Annotated in this window: 15 protein-coding genes; 2 read left to right on the top strand and 13 right to left on the bottom strand. The window is 37.7% G+C overall.

Annotated elements, in window-relative coordinates; all coding sequences use genetic code 11:
- Window positions 1-267 precede the first annotated feature (267 nt).
- Window positions 268-4,977, top strand: a complete 4,710-nt coding sequence (locus PVV59_RS01070; protein ID WP_273754027.1) for an NAD-glutamate dehydrogenase — start codon at window positions 268-270, stop codon at window positions 4,975-4,977.
- A gap of 1,977 nt (window positions 4,978-6,954) precedes the next feature.
- Here the strand turns inward: PVV59_RS01070 and PVV59_RS01065 are convergent.
- From PVV59_RS01065 to argH, 12 genes are all read right to left on the bottom strand, one after another.
- A complete protein-coding gene (locus PVV59_RS01065; protein WP_273754026.1) occupies window positions 6,955-7,929 on the bottom strand; it encodes a DUF2125 domain-containing protein in 975 nt (324 codons plus the stop codon).
- Between the two features lie 942 nt (window positions 7,930-8,871).
- Window positions 8,872-9,618, bottom strand: a complete 747-nt coding sequence (locus tag PVV59_RS01060; protein ID WP_273754025.1) for a glutamine amidotransferase — start codon at window positions 9,616-9,618, stop codon at window positions 8,872-8,874.
- A 157-nt stretch (window positions 9,619-9,775) separates the two neighbouring features.
- On the bottom strand, window positions 9,776-11,347 hold the full coding sequence (locus PVV59_RS01055; protein WP_273754024.1) for a heme biosynthesis protein HemY: 1,572 nt from the start codon (window positions 11,345-11,347) through the stop codon (window positions 9,776-9,778).
- A gap of 11 nt (window positions 11,348-11,358) precedes the next feature.
- A complete protein-coding gene (locus tag PVV59_RS01050) occupies window positions 11,359-12,675 on the bottom strand; it encodes a COG4223 family protein (protein WP_273754023.1) in 1,317 nt (438 codons plus the stop codon).
- 770 nt (window positions 12,676-13,445) lie between these two features.
- On the bottom strand, window positions 13,446-14,126 hold the full coding sequence (locus PVV59_RS01045; protein WP_273754022.1) for a response regulator transcription factor: 681 nt from the start codon (window positions 14,124-14,126) through the stop codon (window positions 13,446-13,448).
- A gap of 757 nt (window positions 14,127-14,883) precedes the next feature.
- Complete coding sequence (locus PVV59_RS01040; RefSeq protein WP_273754021.1) at window positions 14,884-15,318, bottom strand: EVE domain-containing protein; 435 nt, start codon at window positions 15,316-15,318, stop codon at window positions 14,884-14,886.
- A gap of 683 nt (window positions 15,319-16,001) precedes the next feature.
- Window positions 16,002-17,096: a tRNA (adenosine(37)-N6)-threonylcarbamoyltransferase complex transferase subunit TsaD gene (gene tsaD / locus PVV59_RS01035; protein WP_273754081.1), complete on the bottom strand. Its 1,095-nt coding sequence runs from the start codon at window positions 17,094-17,096 to the stop codon at window positions 16,002-16,004.
- 399 nt (window positions 17,097-17,495) lie between these two features.
- Window positions 17,496-18,266, bottom strand: a complete 771-nt coding sequence (locus PVV59_RS01030) for a class I SAM-dependent methyltransferase (RefSeq protein WP_273754020.1) — start codon at window positions 18,264-18,266, stop codon at window positions 17,496-17,498.
- A 165-nt stretch (window positions 18,267-18,431) separates the two neighbouring features.
- The gene (locus PVV59_RS01025; RefSeq protein WP_273754019.1) at window positions 18,432-20,858 is read right to left on the bottom strand and encodes a TIGR02302 family protein; all 2,427 of its coding nucleotides are present in this window, start codon (window positions 20,856-20,858) and stop codon (window positions 18,432-18,434) included.
- Window positions 20,859-20,974: 116 nt separating this feature from the next.
- Window positions 20,975-22,249: a diaminopimelate decarboxylase gene (lysA, locus tag PVV59_RS01020; protein WP_273754018.1), complete on the bottom strand. Its 1,275-nt coding sequence runs from the start codon at window positions 22,247-22,249 to the stop codon at window positions 20,975-20,977.
- 9 nt (window positions 22,250-22,258) lie between these two features.
- A complete protein-coding gene (locus tag PVV59_RS01015) occupies window positions 22,259-22,438 on the bottom strand; it encodes an LPS translocon maturation chaperone LptM (RefSeq protein ID WP_273754016.1) in 180 nt (59 codons plus the stop codon).
- A gap of 53 nt (window positions 22,439-22,491) precedes the next feature.
- On the bottom strand, window positions 22,492-23,892 hold the full coding sequence (gene argH / locus PVV59_RS01010) for an argininosuccinate lyase (protein WP_273754015.1): 1,401 nt from the start codon (window positions 23,890-23,892) through the stop codon (window positions 22,492-22,494).
- A gap of 32 nt (window positions 23,893-23,924) precedes the next feature.
- Here argH and PVV59_RS01005 point away from each other — a divergent pair, with 32 nt between their 5' ends.
- Window positions 23,925-24,623 carry a TlpA disulfide reductase family protein gene (locus tag PVV59_RS01005; protein WP_273754014.1) on the top strand — a complete coding sequence of 233 codons (699 nt, stop codon included), beginning with the start codon at window positions 23,925-23,927 and terminating at the stop codon, window positions 24,621-24,623.
- Between the two features lies 1 nt (window position 24,624).
- Here the strand turns inward: PVV59_RS01005 and PVV59_RS01000 are convergent, their stop codons facing one another.
- Entirely contained in the window at window positions 24,625-25,101 is a 477-nt protein-coding gene (locus PVV59_RS01000) for a YaiI/YqxD family protein (RefSeq protein WP_273754080.1), read from the bottom strand.
- Window positions 25,102-25,104 lie beyond the last annotated feature (3 nt).

Below are 25,104 nucleotides of genomic sequence, written 5' to 3'. Positions count from 1 at the left end.
TACTTCTAATTCTTTCTTTACTTTCATTTCGTATATTTAGAAAAACAAACTATTAACACACAAAAATACTAAAAAGTCCCTTTTGTTGATGCAAAATATTTCTTTAAAATGCAAATTATTACTAAAAAAGAGCAAAAACAAAGTTATTCTTTTCAAATAAAGAGCTATTTTCTTTAGGGAGAAAGTGTTACAGTATAAAGAATTATAATGGTCTTCTTTTAATGTGAAGACAAGGAAAGACCTCTAAGAACAAAAGGGAGAGTAAATGTGTTACAACAAAAAACAATAGAAACAAAAAACACACCAGACAAAATAGAAAAAATTCTTTTTACTCAAACTGATAAAGAAGATATTGCTTATTACGAAAATAAAGAACTTCAAAAAGCCGCAGCCATCGCCGTAAAAGCTTTTAATCTCCATCAAGCAGGAAAAAATACCATCTGTTTTGAACAAAATTTGACTCGCAATAACAAACCTATAACCGTTATCACTCTTGTCAATGATAATAAACCCTTTCTTCTCGATTCTATTTTAAATCTCGTCAATCAACACAAAAACCATATTTATTTAATTGCACACCCTATTCTTGATACTGCTTCTGGAAGACGCATCAGTCTGATGCAAATTCATATCGAGCCTTTAAACAAACAGCAGATACAAAAACTTGAAAATGAACTCACCTTAGTTCTTAAGCAAGTTAATGCTGCTGTAAAAGACTGGAAACCTATGCTTAAAGAAGTTGAAAAGCATATTCATGCCTATCAAACAAGCCTTCCCTCACGTTACAAACAAGAAGGCGAAAGGGCTATTGAATTTCTTCACTGGCTCACAGATGATAATTTCATCTTCCTTGGCATGCGCACTTACAACTTCGTCAAAGATCAGAAACCTATAAAATCTTTCACAGCAAGTAACGTTGAACTTGGTATACTCGCGGATTCTTCCATTGATATTGTTGACGATGAAAGTATGAAAGAACCACCCCAGGAAGTCTTATCCTTTATGGAAAGTGACAACCTGTTTATTGTGACAAAAGCGAACAGCCGCTCCAAAATTCACCGTTCTGTTTGGCTCGATTATATTAGCCTTAAAATCTTTGATAAAGAAGACCAGCTCTGTGGAGAATTACGCATTGTAGGGCTTTTTACCTCTTCAGCTTATACGCGCTCTATTTTGCAAATTCCTTTCTTAAAAGAAAAAGCCCAAACCATCATTCAACGCCTTGGACATAATCACGCTGATTATTCAGGAAAAGCCCTTATCAGTGTTTTAGAAACCTATCCAAGAGATGAAATGTTTCGTGTTGATGTTGATACACTAACGGAAAATGCCAAACTTATCCTACAACTCGACGAACGTCCACGTTTGCGGGTGCTCGTCCACACTGATTCTTTTGGACGCTTTATTTCTATTCTTGTCTATGTACCACGTGACCATTACAGCAGCAGCCTCCGTGAAAAAGTTGGCGAACATTTTGTTGAACTTTACAAAGGCGACTTTTTTGAATCCTATCCGCTATTTTTGGAAAGCACTCTCATCCGTGTCTATTACATTATTCATCGCAAAGTAAACGAAACTGTTCCACTTCACGAGCGCGCCACACTTGAACAACATGTCCGTTCAATCGCACGAAGTTGGGAAGATAGCATTCAGACCATCGCTCTTACCCACAAAACAACAGAACCACAAACCCGCCTAGCCAGTAAATTTCCCAACAGCTATCGTGATTTATTCTCAACGGAAGATGCCATTAAAGATGCCGGACATATTCTCAGTCTTCATGATGATAACCCCCTTTTCGTGACCTTTTATCACGCTCAAAACAAAGAAAAACAGAATATTTCTCTTCGTCTTTTTCACCGCCATGAAGCACTTGCTCTTTCCAAACGTGTCCCACTGCTTGAAAATATGGGGTTTCGTGTTATTGCTGAACAAACCCTTGAATTACCAGATGGCAACGGGCAATCTGTATATCTTCATGATATGCAACTAGAGAGTACTTTCCAAATTTGTCTGGATTTTGAAAAAGACGGTCAAAAGCTTGCTGAAACTTTTGAAGCTATTTGGGCACAAAATGCTGATAATGACGCCTTTAATGCGCTCACCCAAACAGCTGAGCTTGATTGGCATGAAATTGTTATTCTGCGCCATTACGGGCGCTATCTCCAACAAGCTGGAATTCCTTACTCGCAAGACCGCGTCGCCCAAACTTTAAATGCTTATCCTGACATTACCAAAGAGCTTTATGCTTTATTTCATTTAAAATTTCATCAAAGCCATACAAAAAAAGAACGGGAAAAAAACCAACAGATTATTCAAAAGCGCATTGAAGAAAAATTACGGAAAGTAACTGGTTTAGATGATGATCTTATCTTGCGCCGGTATTGTAACCTTATCGATGCGAGTTTACGAACAAATGCCTTTACACCTCTTAGCGATGGCAATCCAAGGCGTATTTTAGCCACCAAATTAAATCCGCGCCAAATTGAAGGTTTGCCTGAACCACGCCCTTATCGAGAAATTTTTGTTTATGGCCCAGAAGTTGAAGGAGTCCATTTGCGTTTTGGACCTATCGCTCGTGGCGGAATTCGGTGGTCTGACCGCGCACTCGATTATCGCACTGAGGTGCTTAGCTTAGTCAAAGCCCAACAAGTTAAAAATGCAGTTATTGTTCCTGCAGGAGCAAAAGGTGGATTCTATCCCCATCGCCTTCCTCAAACAAATGATCGTGCTGTCATCATAGAAGCAGCACGACGAGCTTATACGGACTTTATAACGGCTTTACTCTCCATCACAGACAATCTGGTTAACGGCAAAATAAGTGCGCCCCACAATGTCATCTGTCATGATGACCCTGACCCCTATTTTGTTGTCGCAGCCGACAAAGGAACAGCGACCTTTTCTGACACAGCCAACGCCATCAGCCAAGCAAACCATTTTTGGCTCGATGATGCTTTTGCCTCTGGTGGCTCAGCAGGTTATGACCACAAAGAAATTGGGATTACAGCAAAAGGTGCATGGGAAGCCGTCAAAAGACATTTCCGAGAATCATTTAATCAGGATATTCAAACAACGCCTTTCACCTGTGTTGGTGTTGGCGACATGTCTGGTGATGTCTTTGGCAATGGAATGCTCCTTTCCAAACAAACAAAATTGGTTGCCGCTTTTGATCACCGTGATATCTTTATTGATCCAGATCCGAACATAGAGGAAAGCTATGCAGAGCGTGCACGTCTTTTCAAACTACCTCGCTCAAGCTGGCAGGATTACGACCAAAGCAAGTTATCAAAGGGCGGTGGTATTTTCTCACGAAAAGAAAAAACCATTACGCTCTCCCCTGAAGCAGCAGAGGCCATTGGTTTCGAAAAACAAGCAGGAACTCCCTTTGAAATTATCTCTGCTCTTCTCAAAGCCCCTGTTGATCTTTTATGGTTTGGTGGCATTGGTACTTACATCCGCGCCACAACAGAAAGTGATGCCCAAGTAGGTGATCGTGCAAATGATGCAATACGCATTACCGGAGAACAAGTACGGGCAAAAATTATTGGCGAAGGGGCTAATCTTGGTGTTACGCAGCGTGGACGGATTGAATATATATCAAATGGTGGTCGCTGTAATACGGATGCGATTGACAATTCTGCCGGTGTGAATTGTTCTGATATTGAGGTGAATCTCAAAATTGTTCTTGCATCAGCACTTCGTGCTAAAACACTCACCCGCGAAGAACGCAATAAACTCTTGAAAAAAATGACTCCTCAAGTCGAACAACTCGTCTTACGCAACAATTATCTACAACCCCTTGCTCTTTCTTTAGCAGAAAGCCAAAGCACTGCTGATTTACCCTATCAAATACGCTTTATGCATGATTTGGAACAAAAAAAGCTCTTAGATCGCAGAGTTGAAGTACTCCCTGATGAGCAAATTTTACGGCAAAGAATAACCCAAGGCAAAGGTCTTATCCGTCCAGAACTCGCCGTTATTTTTGCCTATGCTAAATTAACGCTCAAAGAAGAAATTGCTCATAGCCCCATTGTTGATGATCACTATTTCAACGCAGCCTTGTTGAATTATTTTCCAACCCAAATTCAAGAAAATTTTGAAAAGGAAATCATTAACCACCAATTGCGTCGTAATATTATTGCAACACTGATTGCCAACGATATTGTCAATCGTGGAGGTCCTACTTTTGTTAAGCAACTCCACGATGCAACAGAACAAAAGACTGAAAATATTATTCGCGTTTTCATTGCCATCCGTGATGGTTTTGAAATTCCTCACCTGTCTGATCAAATTGATAAGCTTGATAATAAAATACCCGGTCTTGTCCAAAACAAACTCTACGCAGTAATGACCCCAATGCTCTTTGAAACAACAAGTTGGGGGTTACACAACATGGATCTCTCACGTCCATTAGAAGAAATTGTAAAAACAATAAAACAAGCCCGCAATGTTATTGAAAAAGAGCTTATGCATTCTCACGATAATGATATTAAGCAAAAGATTGAAGAAAAAGCACGACATTACGGTGAAGAAGGAGCTCCAAAAACATTAGCAAAACAATTAGCTCTCTTGGAAGCTGCTCCAATCATCTGTGACATTTCTTTAATTGCAAAACAAAGTAACAGCGATCTTATTAAAACCGCAGGGATCTATTTCTCACTTGCGCAAATCATTCGTATAAACCGAATTAACGAAGCAAGTCGTATCATTCCTGTAGTAGATTATTATGACAGTATGGCTTTAAGCCAAGCCAAAGAAAGTATTTCCGAAAGCTTACGGCAAATCGTCATTAAAATTCTTAAAAATTATGGAAAAAAAGAAGATCCTTTTACCACTTGGAAAAAAACAGAAGAAGATCATATTCACGATGTCACAAATCGTATTGGTGCCCTTATTGAAAATGATCTCAATATTTCTCGTTTTACTTTTGCAGCAGGGTTGATTTCTCAACTGCAAAATACTGGCTTTCAAACTTAAAATGAATATAAAACGATCCAGTTAAAAACTTCCGTTCCATCCCACCAGAGCAAACCAGTAAAGATGGAGCGGGAGTGTTCGTTTTGAGATACAGCACCCAAAATAAAAATCCTGCTCCTTATCATAACAGAATTACTTATAACAATTTCAAAACGATAACATGAATAGACTTAAACACTTAATTTCTCAACGTAAAAACATCAACTTTCAGATTTAAAAACAGGACAAAACGACTAAGATTTTATCCCTGTTCTATCCATCCATGACCAATATCAATGTAGTTCGACAGTAGATTTTATACCACGTAAAATTAGATAGAAATACGTAATAAATTATTGTTTTTTTTAACTATTTTTACCCTTAAATAGGCGTTTCGAAAAAATGATAAAAATGTAAAAAATGCCTATGGATTGAACCAAAAATAAATTCAAATTCTGCTATTAAATATCCTCCATAATAAAAATATAATGCCTTGATTTACAATCATAACTTTATCATTTTACCTATTCTATTAAAAGAGAAGTGCAGTATCCCAAGTTTCTCTCATTTCAAATCTGTTTATATTAAAACAATCAAAGTCCTCTCCCCCTTGTATGTTGCGCATGGAGCAAACCATATAGATTACTGATAAAGAAAGGTCTAAAATTCCTCTTATGAACCGTCTCAATGGCTGAAGAGCTTGTCACAACACACACGAGCTGACAAATAGTAATCGTATGATGATGCTGGCTTATGACACCATAAGTTATAAAAATGGTAGTGCTTAATGCACCTTATCGTTATACCATTTACGGGGCATTTATAAAATAATAAGCACTAGAAATATTTTTTTTAACAAATGTAAGAATATGTGATCAAATATATTTTACGTAGAAAATATGATTCCATTAAAGAACAGAAAAATAAGAGAGCACACATCATCCATTATTTAAAAGACATGGCTGTAGATAGTTTTGGAAAGCGTATAATCAAATTAAAAAATAACCGTAAAAATGAATGTCGATTTTTACCTTCATGATTTCATCTTCTTCTCCAACTAAACTTTTTACCTATTTTAGAGATTACCCAAAAAGATATACGCAATATGCTTTTTCCCTCATAAAAAAGTCCACTAATACGCACCCTACCACCTATGTAAAAAAACAATTCACCTTATTTTAAAAGTCTACTTTTTCCTAAGAGAGCGCATGCTTTTTCTGCTGCTTGCAAACTGACATTCAATCCTAATGCAGCAGCATGTTTTAGACAAATATTAGAAGATTCAGAGCTTTACGAGCTGTATCAACTTTTATTTATATGCTAAATTGGAGCAGAGAGAGATGCATATCTCTATTTGCGTAATCTCTAAAACAGGTAGACAAGCTAATTTAGGGAAAACATAAAGTTTTAAAATAAATCTGTTCCCATCCTTACTATCATTTTTTAATTCAGCTTTACGGATTTCAAAATATCTAGAGCAATATTTTTTTTAATAATAGAGATTTTTGATTGCCCCACACTTTTGTTTATCACATTCTTTAGGAGAATTACGACTTTCACGTAAAACAAAGCGCCCCAAACAAAGTCCACTGCATAGCAGATTTATAAGCTTGTTTTAAAGAGACATCTTTCAAAGCGCGCCCAAATCCATTTCGTGCCAGCGCTCGTGAATGATATAATGGTAAATCCACTAAACACAATCATCTTTTATACTTATGAAGTAAGTAAGGCGGCGCCATCACACACTTTTCAAGCCCCTAATGTGGCAATACCTTTAAACTATTGAGACGGTTTATAAGAAGTATTTTAGCCCTTTCTTGATCAGTAACCTATATAATTTTCCCATTTGTGACGTGCAAAGGAATGATTTTGTTTGATTCAATATAGATAGGATTGAAATGGGAGAGTCTTACGACATTCAAGATGTAAAACATGTGAACACTTTATTATAAAACAATACCTCGCCATACAGATATTCTTACTAATTTCTTCTCAAACCTAAAGTGGAGCAAGACGACCAAGCTTTAAAAATCCTAAGCTTACCCAGCCATGGCTAATCGTTAAGGTAAGAATGGGAGAGCCATCTGCATTTTTAGGGAGTGCACTCAAAATAAAAAACAACGCTTGAAAATTATCCGTTTCTTCAGGAAACAAATGTTGTAAAACTTCAAGAAACTTCACATGCTGTATACAAACAAGTTCAAATGTTGCTGACAAATATCCTTCATCATCAAAAGAAAAAGGTCCACTAATATGTACCCCACCACCTGTATGAAAAGTCAATTTACCATGCTTTAAAATACCACTTTTCCCATACAGACGCTGTTTCCAATTTTTTCCTTCATTTTCAGACAAAAGGGAGGCATCATTTAAAATCCATTCCAAATTGCCATCAATTTTCGGAATTTCAACAGAAGAGGATATAAAAATTGGAGAAACATCAAAACCATCAAAAGTCGTATTTCCTGAAAAATGATTCTTTTCACGTTTAAGATCAAGACGCAAAAATTCTGTCGTTATTTTTTGAGAGACATCTTTTGGCTCCAATGGCTGTGAAACCCCATCAGGAGTATCTTGCAACAAAGCTGGATCTTCAACATTTTGTTGTGTCACCTTTTTGTCTGTCGCTTTTAACCCCAATGCTTCTTGAAGTTTTTTATCCTCAAGAGGAGAGAATTCAAGCCCTTCAGCGATCAACTTCAATGTCTGACTTTTTTTCGAATAAGGCTCTGTTTCAATCACCAACTTACGCCAATGGGATACTATGGAGGTTTTCCCAGAGAAAATAATTGATGCAGGAGAATCAACATTAAACTCGACCAAATGAGGGGCATAAATTGGTGTACCAGCCGTCAAACGCCCCGTCGATAAAGAAACCCCGTATAAAGGCCAAGAAAATTGAAATTTGTCACAAACAACACCGATACGCAAAGGATAACCATTCTTGCGCACATTCTCACACACCGCGGTCATATTACCGGAAGATGCTTTTGCAGATATATCAGAAACATAATTTTCTATTTTATGTGAAAAAAAAACCAGAAAGCGCTATAAATGAGGATCAGAGCAAGACAAAACAGTCCACATAATAAATAGCGCAAAGAGAAACTTTTTCGTGATGATGGCATTTGAGAGGATGTAGACAACTTTAAAACTTTCTTTATCTTTTGATTTTCACCCCACCCTAAAAAGGATAAAGTTTCTTAAACATTCAACAAGTTTACAAACAACCCAACTTCTTAATCTAGCCAGCTTATATCTGCTGATCATGTTATGGAGGTCATAATTCACCGTCCTAAAGCACAGCACTCCATACACTCAAGAAGCAAAAAATTCTTAAGAAAACCCTTTGCACCTTTTAACAAAAAATACCTTATATGTAAAGCTTTACATGCGCTGTCTATCTTTAGCCTTAAACAACATTACTTTACAGTACAATAAGAATGACAATAGCAAAGTATTGATTTACAATGATAACTCACTGTTTTTCATATTGAATTGAGAGTCCCGAATATCGTAAGATTCTCTTATTTCAAACCTATTCTAGGTTGAATTAATCAGAAATCATTTTCTTACACGCCAAAAGCGGAGCTGACATAGAGGTACAACGGTGTAAGAAAGAACAAAAATGCCTTTTCATGAATTGTCGAGAAAGACCAAGGGTTGTCGTAATATTAGGGGCTGGAAAAGTTTGTGATGGCGCTACCTTACTCCTTCACAAGTATAAAAATGGTTGTGCTCTATAGATTTTATATTATTCCATGGGGGCTTTATCATTATACTATTCATGGTCGACGCCATAAAATGTTCTCGGGTGCGCTTTGAGAGATGTTTCTTTAAAACAAGCCTTTAACTCTGCAACCAAATGACGCTCTATTTTACATGAAGGTCATGAGCCCACTAAAAACCACCTCCTCACACAAGTGCTGGAGATGTACAAAAGATCTGCCGTAATGCACCTTCAAACCATTGGCTTAAAGCTCGATCATAAATCAAACGCCCTTTTAAATGTGCACAAGCAGGTTGGGCACCTTTTTCAGTCAATTTATGCGCTGAACGTGCAACCAAACGCCGCATCATAGCGCGCGTAAATTCAGCATGAAATTGTAAACCCCATGCATTATTCCCATAACGGAAAGCTTGTGTAGGATATGTATGCCCTGTTGCCAAAAGCATCGCCTCTTTTGGTAAATCATAAATACCTTCATCATGAAAATGATAGACCATTTTTGGCCAATTCATCAATTCCTTTCCTTGTGGGGTCACTTCGAGTGGATACCAGCCCGCTTCAACTGTCCCATCACTTCTTGTACCAACGCGTGCCCCTAAATTTCGCGCTAACATTTGTGCTCCAAGACAAATACCCAAAAAAGGCTTATTTTCCTTTAGCGATAACGAAATCCAATCAATTTCCTCACCAATATAGGCCTCACAGTCATTCACACTCATCGGTCCCCCTAAAATAACAACACCGGCATAATACTCTAATGTATCAGGGAGTTTTTGTCCAAAAATAGGACGATAAACATCAAGAACAAAACCATTTTTTTGTAAAATTTTTCCTAAACGACCAGTATAGGGAGACCACCGATGAATAACGACTGCAATCCTTGGTTTGCTATTTTTTTGCTTTTTATCAAGACATCTCTTATTTAAAAACATTTTTTAACCAACCACCTCTCTAAACAAGCAAAACTTCATTTTTTAAGCATACAAGCATAAGAGAATAATTTTATTGGACAAAATTAACGATAAATTTTTTCTTCTACATTCATTGTTTCTTCTGAGAAAACATTCCAATTACCCCTATCGACGCAATTTAAAATAAACGAAGTTTTTTCCTCGATAAAGACGTACTTTCTTCTTCTGTTTTAACCCCTGGATCATCAACATTTAAATGAATTTGGCTGAATGTTTTTGCATCTTGTTCTTTTATATCTTTTTTTTCCACCTGCATATTATGCAAAAAAGAATCGTCTATAGATGTTGATTCTTCAAGCTTCTTATCCTCAATCCCTTCAGTTTTTTTCTCAACATCCTTTTTATCTTGCTTTTTTGGCACAATATTGACCGCCTCTAATGTAAGAGAAGGTACACGGAGAGGTGCGGGAGGTGCTTTCCATTCAAAACACCCCAAACGTCCACTGATTGGAGAAACAGCTGACCAAGAAGAAAAAATGGATCCCTCACACATCCATACTGGATCACGTTCAGCACGAAGAGCTAAGGAAAGCCATTGACGCACAGCACCTTGATTGTTTCCCTGTGCTTCTTCAATATCTGCCAATAATAAATAAACACTTTCCCGTGGATGATACTGCAATGCTTTTTGTGCCTGCTCTCTTGCTAATATCGTTTCACCAGCATCTAAAGCAGCTTTGGCAATAAGGAAAGCCGACTCAAATGTATCTTTATTATAAGAAGCAAGTGCTTTAGCCCTTTTCAATCGCCCAATGGCTCCTTCTTCTCTTTCAAGATAAAGCGTCCCCAAATCAGGATGAGGATCCTTTTGCCAAGCCGCTATAATCATTTTATCCGCTTTACGCGTTTCATTTAATTTATAGAGAATATCAGCAGCTATAATCGTTATTGGAACAAAATCAGGCGCTAATTTATGAGCTTTCAAAATAGCTTCACGTGCTTGTACTGGATGTGTATCAAATAGATGAAGAGCTTTCCCACTTAACAGTAAAACCTGTATATGCTGTCGCTCTGGAGTCGCGCGCGCAGAACGCGGGAGAATTTTTTGTGCTCTTTCAAAAACAGTAAGTGCCCGATCCCATTTACCCTCAGCACCCAACCGATCAAGCACCGCCTGATGTGCCCATACAAGCGCTGGCGATAAAGTCAGCGCCTCTTCTGCATATTGTTGCGCTGCTTCATAAGCTTTACTCTTCATCGCCTCACGAAACAAACCGTAAAGTCCAACTAGTTTTGTTGGATCTTCCTTTCTCATCTCCTCAAAAAGACCGATAGCCCGAACAGAGTTATTTTGTAAAGACAAGGTTTGCGCTTTTAAGAGTTTTACCAAAGGCTCTTGTTTGCCTGCAAGATATTTAGCAACCTGTGTTTCCATTTTTTGCGCAACCATACCATCACCAGCAAAAGTTGCAAGAATCCCCTTTGAGAGAGCTTCATAACCGCGCTTTCGATGGCGTTTATAAAAATAATTGGAAAGAGCACTTGGTATGGAAAAAAAGAAAGAGAATAACCACCACAAAAGCACCAGCATTACAAAAAGCAAAGTCAGCACACTTAACACTGTAAGCAATGAAGCAGAAAATCTGAAATTCAAAAATGTGAGGACAAAAATACCATTGTGATTAGCAACCCACCCAAAAGCTAATCCAAGGACACAAACAACAAAAGTATAAATAAAAACACGTATCATCTGGAGCCTATTTACATCTTTGTTGCCTTAAAAGACCCTTGTTGCACAGACAACAGCAATTGCTGCAGCAACTGTTGAACAGCAATATGTCTTTCAAGCTGCTGAACAAAATCCTTTGAAATATCTTTTGCATTTTGAGGTAATGATCGCCATTCGCTCAAAGCCTTTTCATAATCACCCGCTTGAATAGCAACTTCCATGCGTGCTGTAATAGCCCCTAGCGTCATCCCTTCAACATTTCCAATTGGTCGCGAAACAACAAGCCCTTTTACCCACGCTAAAATTCGGTCAAAAAAACCAGCATCTGACGTAACCATATTTTGCGTACCAACAATTGCATCAGCAACACGTGCAAAATCAACAGAGAGTTGTGCTGAACTTGGAAGACCTATAGTAGCTGTCTTTTGCAACACATCAAGTCCATCAATCGAAGGTGATAATTGCTCTAACAGCTTTAATTCATTATTATAAGATCCACCCCGCTCTACAGCATTTTTTAACGAGCTGATTGCTGTAAAAAGTGCTGTATTTATTTCTTTTTTCTCATTATTTTTAACAAAAATTTCTTTCTGTAATGCCTCCAACTGTTTTTTTAATAAAGCAAGATCATGTGCATTGTTCTGCCCGACAGACAAAGTCGTTTCTATTTCTTTTGACTCTCCAACAAAAGTTTGTACAGCCTCTTCAAGAGCTTTTACTTTTTCCTCTAAAGTCGCAAAAGCTCTTCTGCTTTCCTTTTGCAAGAGTTCATCGTTTCTGATTGTTTGAAATTGTTGTGATGAAAAAGAAGAAAACGCTGTTTTTAACGCATCGATCTCCTGAAATACCTGCTCCAGTTGTTCTTTTGTTTCTTCACTTGTGTCTTTGGCAGCTTCAGCAATCTGTAAAACTTTTCCCCCTCTAACAGAATTTTCCTCAGAAGAAAACGCTGTTTTTAACGCATCAATCTCTTGAAGTACCTGCTCCAATTGTTCTCTTGTTTCTTCACTTTGGCCTTTTGTAGCTTCAACAATCTGTAAAACTTTTTTTCCTTCAGCAGAATTGTTCACAAAAGGAGAAGAAAACAAACCCGACCATTGAAGCCCCACAAAAATTCCCAAAGCAATGAATCCCCCTAAAATCCCTGAAAGAGGCAACAAAAGCCAACTTGTACGAGAAATACTTTGATCCTGATTTTGCATATTCTGTTTTTCTTGGACATGAGATTCTACAGAATTTTGTATTTTTTCTTCTGAATCATGGGAAACAGCTTCATGTTCAATAACTGGCTTCTTACGACGCGTACCAGCATAATGTGATTTAACTTTTTGTTTTGAAGAATCGATCATTTTTGTTACTTTTTGTGCACACTTTTTTCTAATGATAAAATAATAAAATGAAAAAAGTTTTAAAAATGAAGCTTTTCTCAAATATTTCTGTTCTCTTTATACACTTTTCCTAAAGTGTATAACTTTATTTATAAATCGTATAACTTTATAAAAATTTTCTAAATCACATTTTTCTCAATAATATTTACAATGATAAACTTTAATAGACAAGTTTTTAAAAACATATCTTCATTTTATACTGAAAAATACAGCTTCAGTTTTTAATTAACAATGCCATAAAATTCAAAAAAGTGCCAAACAAAATCATTCTCTCATAGAAAAATCAGTTCTCAAGAAGAGATAAGTAAGGGATGGAGGAAAAATAACTCTCAATGTAAGCCCAAAAATGTATGGTAAAGCAGTGAAGGAGAGCGGTATCTTTAAAAATAATTATAAATATCAATCTTCTAAAAAAGATGGTTGTGATAAAGAATGTTGCTAAAAGATAGTATGATTATTTGTATGCGAAACATATTAAAATTTTTAAAGAGAGCAAAAGCATATAGCAGAAGTTGCCAAATATATAGTGAGGGTTGAGAGCATTTCTATTGTGTGCTTTTGTATTGGGATATTTTCAGAATAGTTTTTTTGTATTTTGTCATAAGAGTGCTGATAGGGGAAAACTCTATACGCTACCACCCAAATTGCATGTAAGCGTTTTTTCATCTTATTGCTGTTTTAATGCAAAGGAAGGCTGAAGGTATTAAAATTATTTTTGAAAAAATCCATATTTAGAGGTTTAAACGATAACCATTTTGATCAGTCATGAGAATTTGTGCATTGGAGGGATCATTTTCGATTTTCTGTCGTAAACGATAGATATGGGTTTCTAAAGTATGTGTGATAACATTTTCATTATAACCCCAAACTTGTTCTAACAATGTTTCACGGCTGACAATTTTATCGTTAGCATAATAGAGACATTTGATAATCGCTGCTTCTTTTTCTGTGAGGTAAATTTTATTGTTGCATTGATCAAGAAGAAGTTTTTGTCTTAGTTTAAAAGTATAGGGGCCAATATGAAAGGTTGCGTCTTCATTTTGTTCATATTGACGCAACTGGGCTCGAATTCGCGCTAATAACACCGCAAAGCGAAAGGGTTTTGCCACATAATCATTGGCACCTGTTTCAAGATCTAAGATACTATCGCAGTCTGTATCATCATTCGTTATCATAATAATGGGAGCACGAAATCCTTGGATACGTAATTGTTTAATGGCTTTTCGACCTTCAAGATCAGGAAGTTCAAGTTCCAAAATGGTGAGATCAATATTTTCTGCTTGGATTATTTTCATTCCTGCTTCAGCTGTTTTTGCTTGGAAAATTTCAAACTCTTGATGCATTTGCAATTGTTCTACCAAAATGGGGCGTAGATCATCATCTTCAACGATTAAAAGAATATGGTGGTTCATATTTTTCCTTATAGGCATGTTGATGCACTTATTGATAAAAAGCATTTTCATGAAAAATAAGATTTCATGCAAGAAAAATTAAAAGAGGAAAGTTAAAAAAGAAAATCTTGAAAAAATAAACTTTTATGATTTCTATGGTTGCTTGCTAAAAAGAAGATATATTTTTCGTGTGCAGAATATTTATACATTGATTGGAAGCGTTGTTTTATACTTTAGGGTGTGTTTTTTCCATGGAAGACCATCATCGTTACGTTCATAGAGCAACAAGCCGGTGCCATTATATTTGAGTTTACTTCCAATATTGCTTATCCTTGGTATTTGAGATTCTTCATAAGAGGTATGTTTTTATCTACGCAGTCTTTTCTGTTTTTAACATATAAAAGACATGATTTTGATTGATTCAACATAGAATAGGTTTGGAATAAGAAAATCTTACGGTATGAGGAGCTCTCATCCACATGTAAAACAATGAACACCCTTTATAAAGCAATATGGTGCGTTTTTAAATGTGAAGAGAGCTATACAACATTTTAGTAAAGGTGCACTGTTTAGGAGTATTTCACGATCGTTTTTGTTGTTTTTTTGATTCACATTTGTTTTTTCGGCGCATTTTTATGCGAAGTAGTTGGTTTAGTGCTCGTGGTGTTATCCACTATAATTGTTGAGTATTCTGAAAAGATGCATCATGAAGAAAGTGTTTGTCAATTTGGGGAGAGCCTATCTTGAGAAAGGATGCATAATAAAAAAAATTATTGTTTTAAGATAAAAGCATTTCCTTCTTAAGATTGCCCATCAAACACACTTCTTTCCATTCATCTTCTGTAACGGGTTGTACTGATAAGCGGCTGGCATTGACCAGCACCATATTTGCTAATTTTGGATTGGCTTTAATTTGTTTTAGTGAAACAGGTATTGGCATATCACAAAGTGCGCGGATATCCACACATTCCCAGCGTGGATCAGAGGTTGTAGAATCAGGGTGTGCTTCAGCACATATTTCTACAATGCCTACAATTTCTAAACCTTTATTTGAGTGATAAAAAAAACCTTTATCACCATATTTCATGGCACGCATATGATTACGGGCTTGATAATTGCGGACACCATCCCATTGTTCACCATCAACACCTTTTTTCTTCTGCATCTCCCATGACCATTTATGAGGTTCAGATTTAAAAAGCCAATAAGCCATGCATTCACCTTTTTCATAGATTGTTATGTATTTTTATAAGCATTTTGGTAACATCATCAATGACGATTTTTAAAATGGCGTAAAGAATGAGCATTATCTGTTTTTTGTTTCGAAGTAACATGTCGTAGAGAAATACGCTTCATTGATAATAAAATATAAAGGTACTTTGCTCTTTGTTTATCTTTTAGCAGAATAATATAGTGATGTATCAAAGAATAGACTGAAAATTGCTCAGCAATGGAGAGGCTAATCATCTTTTCAGCTATGGTTTGAAACGCGCTCACTATGAGAGCATAGTGTTAGAAAAAATTGGGTAAGAAAACTGATTTTGAAAAATTATAACAATAGCAATGAAACAAATGGAGGGTTCAAAGGTGAAGATGTCAAAGGATGCTTCATATTATGCTTTGGTAGTGTATGGTGTATCTTATTATGTCGTAAAATACTTTCGTTTAAGGTGTAGTGATATAAGGTAGTTTTCTTTGAAATATCAAATGCTTTTAAAATATGTGGTGAATATTTAAGTTTGTGTATCAAGCTTTGGGTTAAATGAATCGTGTGAAATGAGAGACAGATGGAATCATCGGCGGGTGAGAAATTGATTCAATAACTATCTGGATTGTTTACAGACCGGATTGAGTGAAAAGCTTTGTTCTTTAAAAAGGTGCGGGAAAGCAATTTTCTTATGCTTTTGTTCCACGGCGTCCTGTCCCGATTAAGGGGGAGGCTTTTTCATCTAAGGGCCAACGTGAGCGAGGGGCGATATCGAGTGAGCTTGTTTCTCCACGTGCGAGCTTTTGCGCACCGGCAAAAGCAATCATTGCTGCATTATCCGTACACAAGGAAAGAGGAGGTGCGATAAATTCGAAACCATGTTGATGAGCAAGTTTTTGCAATGTCAAGCGAAGTTCTTTGTTTGCGGCAACCCCACCCGCAACAACTAGAGCAGGAGGATACTTTTCTTGTTCATGAGAGAGAGGATATTGGTTAGTAAAGTGTTGTAGAGCCAACTGAACGCGATCACGCACCGTATCAGTTACAGCGGCTTGAAAACTTGCTGCAATGTCAGCAACATCATTTTCTGTAAGAGGAGCTATAGCTGTTGCGGCTTGTCGAACAGCCGTTTTAAGGCCTGAAAAAGAAAAATCTAACCGTTTTTCACCTTTTAAAGGTCGTGGAAGAGGGATGCGATTTTTATCGCCCAATAAAGCTGCTTTTTCAAGTGCTGGTCCACCAGGATAAGGAAGACCTAAAAGTTTTGCGGTTTTATCAAAAGCCTCTCCTAATGCATCATCAATGGTGGTTCCCAAACGCTGATAGTTTCCTACTCCATGAACAAGGACTGTTTGTGTATGTCCCCCTGAAACTAAAAGTAATAAATAAGGAAACTTGACATTGTGCGTTAATACAGCTGTTAAAGCATGTCCCTCTAAGTGATTTACGGCAATAAATGGTTTTCTAGTGGCAAGAGAGAGTGCTTTTGCGCTCATAACACCTACCAATAATCCCCCTATCAAACCAGGTCCACTGGTGGCTGCAATGCCATCAATATCTTTTAGTCTTGTGTTTGCTTCTGTGAGGGCTTGCAGAATTAAATGATCAAGAATTTCAACATGGGCACGAGCGGCAATTTCAGGAACAACACCGCCGTAAGGTGCATGATGATCAATTTGACTCCAAACAATATTGGAAAGAATTCGGCTGTTTGATTTATTGTTGTATTCAATGACAGCCGCTGCCGTTTCATCACAACTTGTTTCTATTCCCAACAGACGCATTTTAAACAAAACCTTATTTGAACCTTCTTTCCTGCGTGCGTATCATGAACAGAAAAAGATGCAAAGCATTTCTCTTAAGAGACAGGATAATGAATTATAAAATGCTAAATGTTTATCCTAACGATAAAGAAAACCATTAAACACCACTCTCTTTACACTTAATAAAAGAGCAAGCCAGCACCACCATCACACCCTTGGACCTACTCTAAAATATTGTAACAGCCCTACAGTCCCTGAGGCAAGTCCATATGAAGCATGTCCTTTCTTGTCTAATTTTGATCTACATGACCCACCCGCTTGTGATGTACAAGCAAATGATTTTATTTGATTCAATATGAAAGAAATTTGAAATGAAAAAAGCCTCATATATTTGCAGTTCTTATATCAATGACAAAATGATTAATGATCTTTATAAATTAAAATATTTCTTGTCTGTGGGGATAAAGCAGGAATAAAAACACGTCGTGACTGACGACGTTGTACGAGTAATCCTTGATAGATACGTTTTTGCGCCTGACAGATTAAAAGTCCACCAAAATAAGGAAAAAGATAGCGTGCAAATGGCTCATAAAAAAATGAGAACAATCGCGAAACATAACTTGTAGAAGGCATATAATGGATAATTTCTTGTATTGGCCCAGAGACAAAATTTGTCTTTTCAAGCAAACGAATAATCTGTTGTCGAGTATAAGGTTCGCCGTAACCAAAAGGCGTTGTCGTATTACGTGCCCAAAAGCCAGAGCGATTAGGAACAATGACAATCAAATGACCATTGGGGGCTAAAACACGCCATATTTCATTCAACGTTTCAAATGAATTCTCTGTATATTCCAAGGCATGGACCAATAAAATACAATCAACCGATGCATCAGAAAGCGGCAAATCTTCTTCAAAAACAAGCGCTGTAGCAACTTTCTCACCACAAGGCCAAGACGAAGCACCTTGTCTTGCTGGCATAAAAGCAAAACATTGTTGAGTACGTTTACGCAATGCAGAAAGATAAGGAGGTGCATAACCCAACCCCATAACCCGTTTATCCGAAAGATCGGGCCACCATAAATTCAATTGGTCACACAGCGTCTTTTGCACACGCAATCCAAGTGCAGAAGCATAAAAATCTTTCAGTGTAATGATATCCAACTTAATATACCATGTAGAAATAAATTTCAAAATACTACAGTTTTTATCTACTCAACCTATATGGACTTCTACGCTTTCTCCGCAATAGCGAACATTTTAATATTTCACATTTTAAACTTAAATAACCCTAAAAAACGTACAATAGGTGATTATTGTACCACAAGCGCTTTAATTAAGAAAAAAGCCAACAATTTATTAATTAAAATGTAGTAATCTTTCAAGATAGTTTTTTTCTACTTCTGGAATATGATCCTTACCAAGGCGTTTTCGAATTTCATCCAAAATTTGCCGCGTACGCATTTGATCACTTTCTTGTGGGAGAGCCTCACCTTCTTGTCCTTTATCTGTTTTTGAAGAAAGTGGACGCCCTAACGGATCTTTGGGACTAGAATCAGCGTTTTGAGCATTTCCTGTTTCTTTGAGTTTTTCACGCATTTTTTTCAAAACACTTTGGGCACCTTGTCGCAAAGATTCCAAAGCATCAGACTGATTTTGTATAGATGCCTGATGATTTTCATGATCAAGAGCATCTTCTGCAGAATTCATTTTTTCTTCCGCTTTTTTCAATGCACCACCTGTTTCAAATCCCTGTTTTGATAATTCTTTTTCTAATGTTGATAATTCAGACTGCAATTCAGCCTGACGTTTTTTTAAAGATTTTTTTTGTTTTTCCAGTACACTTTCCCCGCGTTTTTGTTTCATCTCTAACTGATGTGTTTCATTGAGAATTTCTTGCTGACGACGCATTAAATCACCAAGTTTGTCCATCTTTTCTTTCATTTGCGCAGATTGACTTTTTTCTCCCTCATTTTTATTGCCTTTTTGTACATGCAAGTGGTCAAGCGTCTGTTCAATTTCCGCCAAGAGCTGTTCCGCTGCTAAAGAAGAGCCCATTTTAGCCATTTCTTCAATGAGATTCAATTTTTCTTGTAATGTATCTTCAGAAAGATTAGGGTGTTTTGAACTTTTAGAATTTTTAGAAACTTGACTATCTAGCTCTTTTTCAGCCAAAGCTTGAATATACGCATCCATAGCTTGACGTAAATCTGCCATAAGCCGTTCAATTTCTGCCGGTGGAGCACCATATCGCAGTGCATCGCGTAAAGCAGCTTGTGCTTGTTTTAAATTTTTTTGCGCAGATTCAAGCTGATTGCCTTCAAGGCCTAAAGCAATCTGCCATAAATAATCCACCACACCACGCAAATCTTCTTCTGTTTGTGCCAAAGAAAGCCTTGTCCACGCACTCTGTAAAACAAGGAAATGCGTTACATTTTGAAGCCCCTTTTCTGGACGTACCAGCAAAGCAGAAAGCATATCCAATACACGTTCTCTCGCAGCAGCATCAAGAGCAAGTAAACGACGCAATTCACTAACCGCACGCGCAACAGGATTTGAGAAAACACGCTGCGGTAATATCATAACAAAAGTTTTACTATGACCTTTCTGTCCTGCGCCATCTTCTGCCACCAAAGTAATTTTGACTTGCGAACCCGCCCATGGATGCGCTGAGACATCATGCACTGTCCGCATTTTGCCTTTTCCACCCCGTGGGAGAAGAAGCTTTATTTCTGGTGCTTGATAAAGAGAAGAAGCATTTTTATGCTGAAAAAGAGGCTCTATTTCAACAAAAGCCTTTGTCACACCATAATCATCATCCAACACATACCGCAACTCTAACGACCCCGTTAAAATCCGCCCTGGTTTTTCCAGCCAATCAATTGTTGGTTTCTTATCTTTTATCACCAGCAAATGCCACTGCTGTTTTTTACGACGTGATGAGATAAACAAATCCATTGAATGCTCTAAATGGGTTTCAAAATGAATGATTGGATCATTGAAAGCCGTTTGTTCCGTTTTCTCTGAAAACACAACTTTCTGCCCATCTTCTACATTTTTTGCTTTAACTGTAACACCAGCCCCATTGACAACACGCACAACCACATCACTTCCTTCAGGAATTTCCAGTTGTGTCTTCTCATCTTTTGTCAAATAAATTGGCGCCACGCCGGTATAAGCAGGTGGTGTTACCCATGCATCAATCCGCATGAGTTTTTCATCAATCACAGGACGAAAATCAAAAGCATCAGCCAAACGTCCCCCACGTGAACCAAAAGAAAAGCTAAAGGCACACACAAAAAGGAGGACACACAAAGCCCTCAAAGCCAAAGGATCATAAGCTGCACTATTAAGAGAAATAAATCCAGTTTTTAAATGGTATAATTGTTTTGCCATTCGGCGTTGATGCTCACGCCAAATAACAGCACTAAAATCTTCTTCAATTTCAGAACATATGTGATCTGTCTGAATATTCAAAGGCTTGTGTTTAAGATTATTAACACGTTCAAGACGGTGATCCACTTCCCGCATTGTAGGAAACCGAAAACCAATAAGAAAAAATAAACTCGCCCCAGTAAAAACAAGTAAAACCCCAAGTAAGAGCCAATGGGACCAATAGCCTAAAACGCCAAAAAGCCCTAACCAGCTAAACGAACAAAAGAGACTGAGAACAAGGAAAAATGGCAATAACCGTATCCATATCCGTTCAAATGAAAGAATCCCCCACATCAAAATGCGCACACACAAAAGCTTTATTTCAAAGCTCCTGATGTTTTTATTTTTCATAAACAAGCATTTTTCCCCTTTTACCGTGATGTATTAAAATCATAAAATCCATATAAGACAATTTCCAGAAAATAAATTGTTTCATCAAAGTTTAGTAAAAATAAGACCAAAAACATTTAAGAATTTTCGATCCAACTAGGAATATGATCACATTCCATCAATTGAGCATAATCAAGACGCGGACGAATAACCGCATAACGCGTATCTTGAACGAGAACTTCAGGGATCAAAAGTCGACTATTATAAGTACTTGCCATCACAGCACCGTAAGCCCCAGCCTGCGTAATTGCCAAAAGATCACCGGATGTCAAAATCGGCAAACGGCGATCTAATGCTAAATAATCACCAGTCTCACAAACGGAACCCACAATATCTGCACGAATAAGAGGAGCGTCTTTTACTGCTTGTTTCACAAGGACGACATTCTGCCAAGCATCATAAAGCGTTGGACGCATCAGGTCATTCATCGCCGCATCCACAATAACAAAATTTCGCCCTTGTCCCTTTTTTAAATAGAGAACAGAGGTTACCAACACACCAGCTTGACCCACAATGCTGCGCCCCGGCTCCACAACAATATTAATCCCCAAAGGAGCAATATGCTTCTTTACCAGCGCAGCATAATCAAAAGGAGAGGGTACGCTATGTTGTTCACAACCATAGGCAATACCAAGCCCACCACCAATATCTATATGCGTTATTGCATAACCATCGCTCCACAATTGACGCACACAATCTGCAATAAGAAGGAATGCCTCCTCAAACGGCTTTAAATCACAAATTTGACTGCCAATATGCATATCGATACCGCAAACATGCAATCCAGGTAAAGAGACAGCCTTTTTGTAAGCCTCTCTCGCCAATATCAATGGAATACCAAACTTATTTTCAGATTTCCCTGTTGTAATTTTCTTATGAGTCTTTGCATCAACATCTGGATTAATGCGCAATGAAACACGCGCTGTCTTTGACAAAGCAACAGCACGTTGTGACAACTGTTCAAGTTCTGGTTCTGATTCAACATTAAAACAATAAATATTCTGAGAAAGAGCAAAATCTATCTCTCTCACGGTTTTGCCAACACCAGAATAAACAATACGATGTGCCGGAATACCAACAGCAAGGGCGCGCCGTAATTCACCTTCTGAAACCACATCAGCGCCCGCCTCATTTGCTGCTAAAAGCCGTAAAATTGCTTGATTAGAATTGGCTTTAACCGCATAAGCAATCAGACTGGGCATCCCTTGAAATGCCTTTTGATAGTCCTTAAAACGTGTAACCAATGCATTAGCCGAATAACAATAAAAAGGAGTTTCTACCTCCTGCGCAAGAGCCGCAAGCGAACACCCTTCAGCATGAAGCATGCCTTGATGGTAGGGGAAAAAATTCATATTTTCCTCCTACTTTATCAAACGATCAAGAATAAACGGTTGATCATCTTCACTTTTAACAGCAGATGTTCCCTGCACAGACTTTCCCAAACTTGCAGGAGGTTCCTCCAATGATCCTTTACGCCCACACCCAACAACACCAACGCCCCCCAAAAGGACAATCATAAACCCCTTTATTATAATTTTCATCTGCCCTCTTTCCTTATCTTCATCTCTTTTTTTTACCTTTAAAATACAATCACTCAAGCGCTCACAAGGCGTTTTTTCCAATAGGCAATTTGCCGAAGGATCTCTAAAGGCGCTGTTCCTCCAAAGCTTTTGCGACTTTCAACAGATTTTTCAACAGTCAAAACATCAAAAAGTGTCACATTGATATCAGGACATATTGTTTGAAGCTCATCCAATGATAAATCCTGAAGACGGCACTGTTTTTTTTCTGCCAATGCCACAGCTTGCCCTGTCATGTGATGTGCTTCACGAAAAGGAATTCCTAATTCGCGAACAAGCCAATCAGCAAAATCTGTCGCTGTTGCATATCCCAAATCTGCGGCTTGTTTCATGGCTTCTTTATTCACGTTCAAATCAGCAATCATTCCTGTCATTGCCGCCAGTGATAATTCTAAACTCAAAGCCCCATCAAACACATATTGTTTATCTTCTTGCATATCCTTTGAATAAGCAAGCGGTAACCCTTTCATCACCGTTAACAGTCCCATAAGCGCACCATTTAATCGACCTGCTTTTGCCCGTACTAATTCGGCCGCATCAGGATTTCTCTTTTGTGGCATAATAGACGAACCCGTTGAAAAAGCATCTGACAAACGAATAAAACAAAATTGTTGACTTGACCAAAGAATGATTTCTTCTGCTAAACGCGAAAGATGCATGGCACAAAGAGCACCAGCGCTTAAAAATTCCAAGGCAAAGTCACGATCAGAAACACTATCTATTGAATTGCGTGTAGGTTCTCGAAAACCTAGTGCTTGTGCTGTCATAAAGCGATCAATCGGAAAACTTGTTCCTGCCAAAGCCGCAGCCCCCAAAGGTGATTCATTCATTCGTTCAATAGCATCACGCATCCGCGATAAATCGCGACCAAACATTTCAACATAAGCCATCATATAATGACCAAATGTAACGGGCTGTGCCGATTGTAAATGTGTAAATCCAGGCATAAAGGTATTGACATGTTTTTCTGCAAGAGCAAGTAACTGTTTTATCAACTCCTTTAAAGCTTGTGCTATTTTCTGTAATGCCTCACGAACCCACAACCGAAAATCAACAGCCACTTGATCATTGCGTGAACGCGCCGTATGCAAACGCCCAGCAACAGGACCAATCAACGCACTCAGCCGCGCTTCAATATTCATATGAATATCTTCAAGCTTTCGTGAAAAAACAAATGTCCCTTCTTCAATTTCTTGAAGAATAATTTTTAAACCATGAGAAATTTTTTCATAATCAGACTGTAAAATAATCTTTGTTTGCGCTAACATCGCAGCATGAGAGAGCGAACCTTGAATATCTTGCCGATAGAGTTTTTGATCAACATCAATTAAGGTGTTAATTTCTTCCATAACTGTAGCAGGTCCTGCGATAAACCGTCCCCCCCACATTGGATTCTTTAACTTCTCATCTGTCATATTCTAAAAACACCCATAAAAAGGACAAAATCATGATTCTTCAAAATTTTAATAGTCCAAAAAAGAAAAACAAAAAGAGGCAAAGTTTCATAGCATCCTTTTTTGTGGCCATTATCTTAGTTGGTATCAGTTTATACGCAATAAAAAATCATCATGACAAGACAGTCTCCTCTTTTGCCAACACCATTTCAAAAGAAAAGACAGAAAAAATACAAGACAAAAAAATGATGACAATCCAAAAAGCCGCAACAGGTTTTTTTGCTCACATGCGATTTACGGATACACCCTTAGATATGAATACCCTCTCTTTTAAGGATATTCAAGGAAAAGACCACACAATCGCTGAATTTAACGGAAAACCGATACTCATCAATCTATGGGCTATCTGGTGCGTGCCCTGTCGCACAGAAATGCCTGAACTTGCAGCATTAAAACGCGAACTGGGTGGAGAAAACTTTGATGTTATAGCGATTAATATCGATAAAGCCGCTTCTGTGGAAAAAATTCAGCAATTTTTGCAAGACATTCATGCAGATAATTTAGTCTACTATCGCGATGAAACCATGAATATCTTTAACGACATGAGAAAACAAGGACTTGCTTTAGGACTCCCCATTACATTTCTCATTGATAAAAAGGGGTATCTTATTGCTTCCTATAATGGAGCAGCGCCATGGGCCAATAATGAAGCCAAAACACTCATAAAAGCTGTCATGAAAGAAGCACAATAATCTAATAACCACATCTTTTTAAACGTTGGATTTGACAATCCAACGCTGACAAAAAAGTAGAACGATCTTTTCTACAAAAAGGACGTGGTCCTCCTGTGATATGTCCCTGTCCTCGCAAATCTTCCATCAAATTGCGCACGACTAGAGCTTGACCGATTGAATTGTTATCAAAAATACGCCCCGTTGGCGAAAGACAAAGCCCACCAGACCGTACAACCCGTTCTGCCAAAAGGATATCACTAGTAATAACGATACTCGCCTCATGTACATGTTCTACAATCCAATCATCAGCCCTATCAAGCCCATCAGAAACAACGATTCTTTCAATGAGCTCTTCCTGGGGAAGAGAAAGAAAACGGTTTGCAACAATAAATGTTTTAAGCTGATAACGATTCATAACACGATAAATTTCAGCTTTTACAGGACAGGCATCCGCATCAACCAATAAAGTAATAGCTGGTCTTATTCCTTGCCCCATCTT

It is taken from the genome of Bartonella sp. MM73XJBT.G (genome assembly GCF_028618435.1).
Taxonomy (GTDB): Bacteria; Pseudomonadota; Alphaproteobacteria; order Rhizobiales; family Rhizobiaceae; genus Bartonella.
The sequence above is the reverse complement of the archived record's forward strand: the minus strand, read 5'-3'. Positions and strand labels throughout refer to the sequence as shown.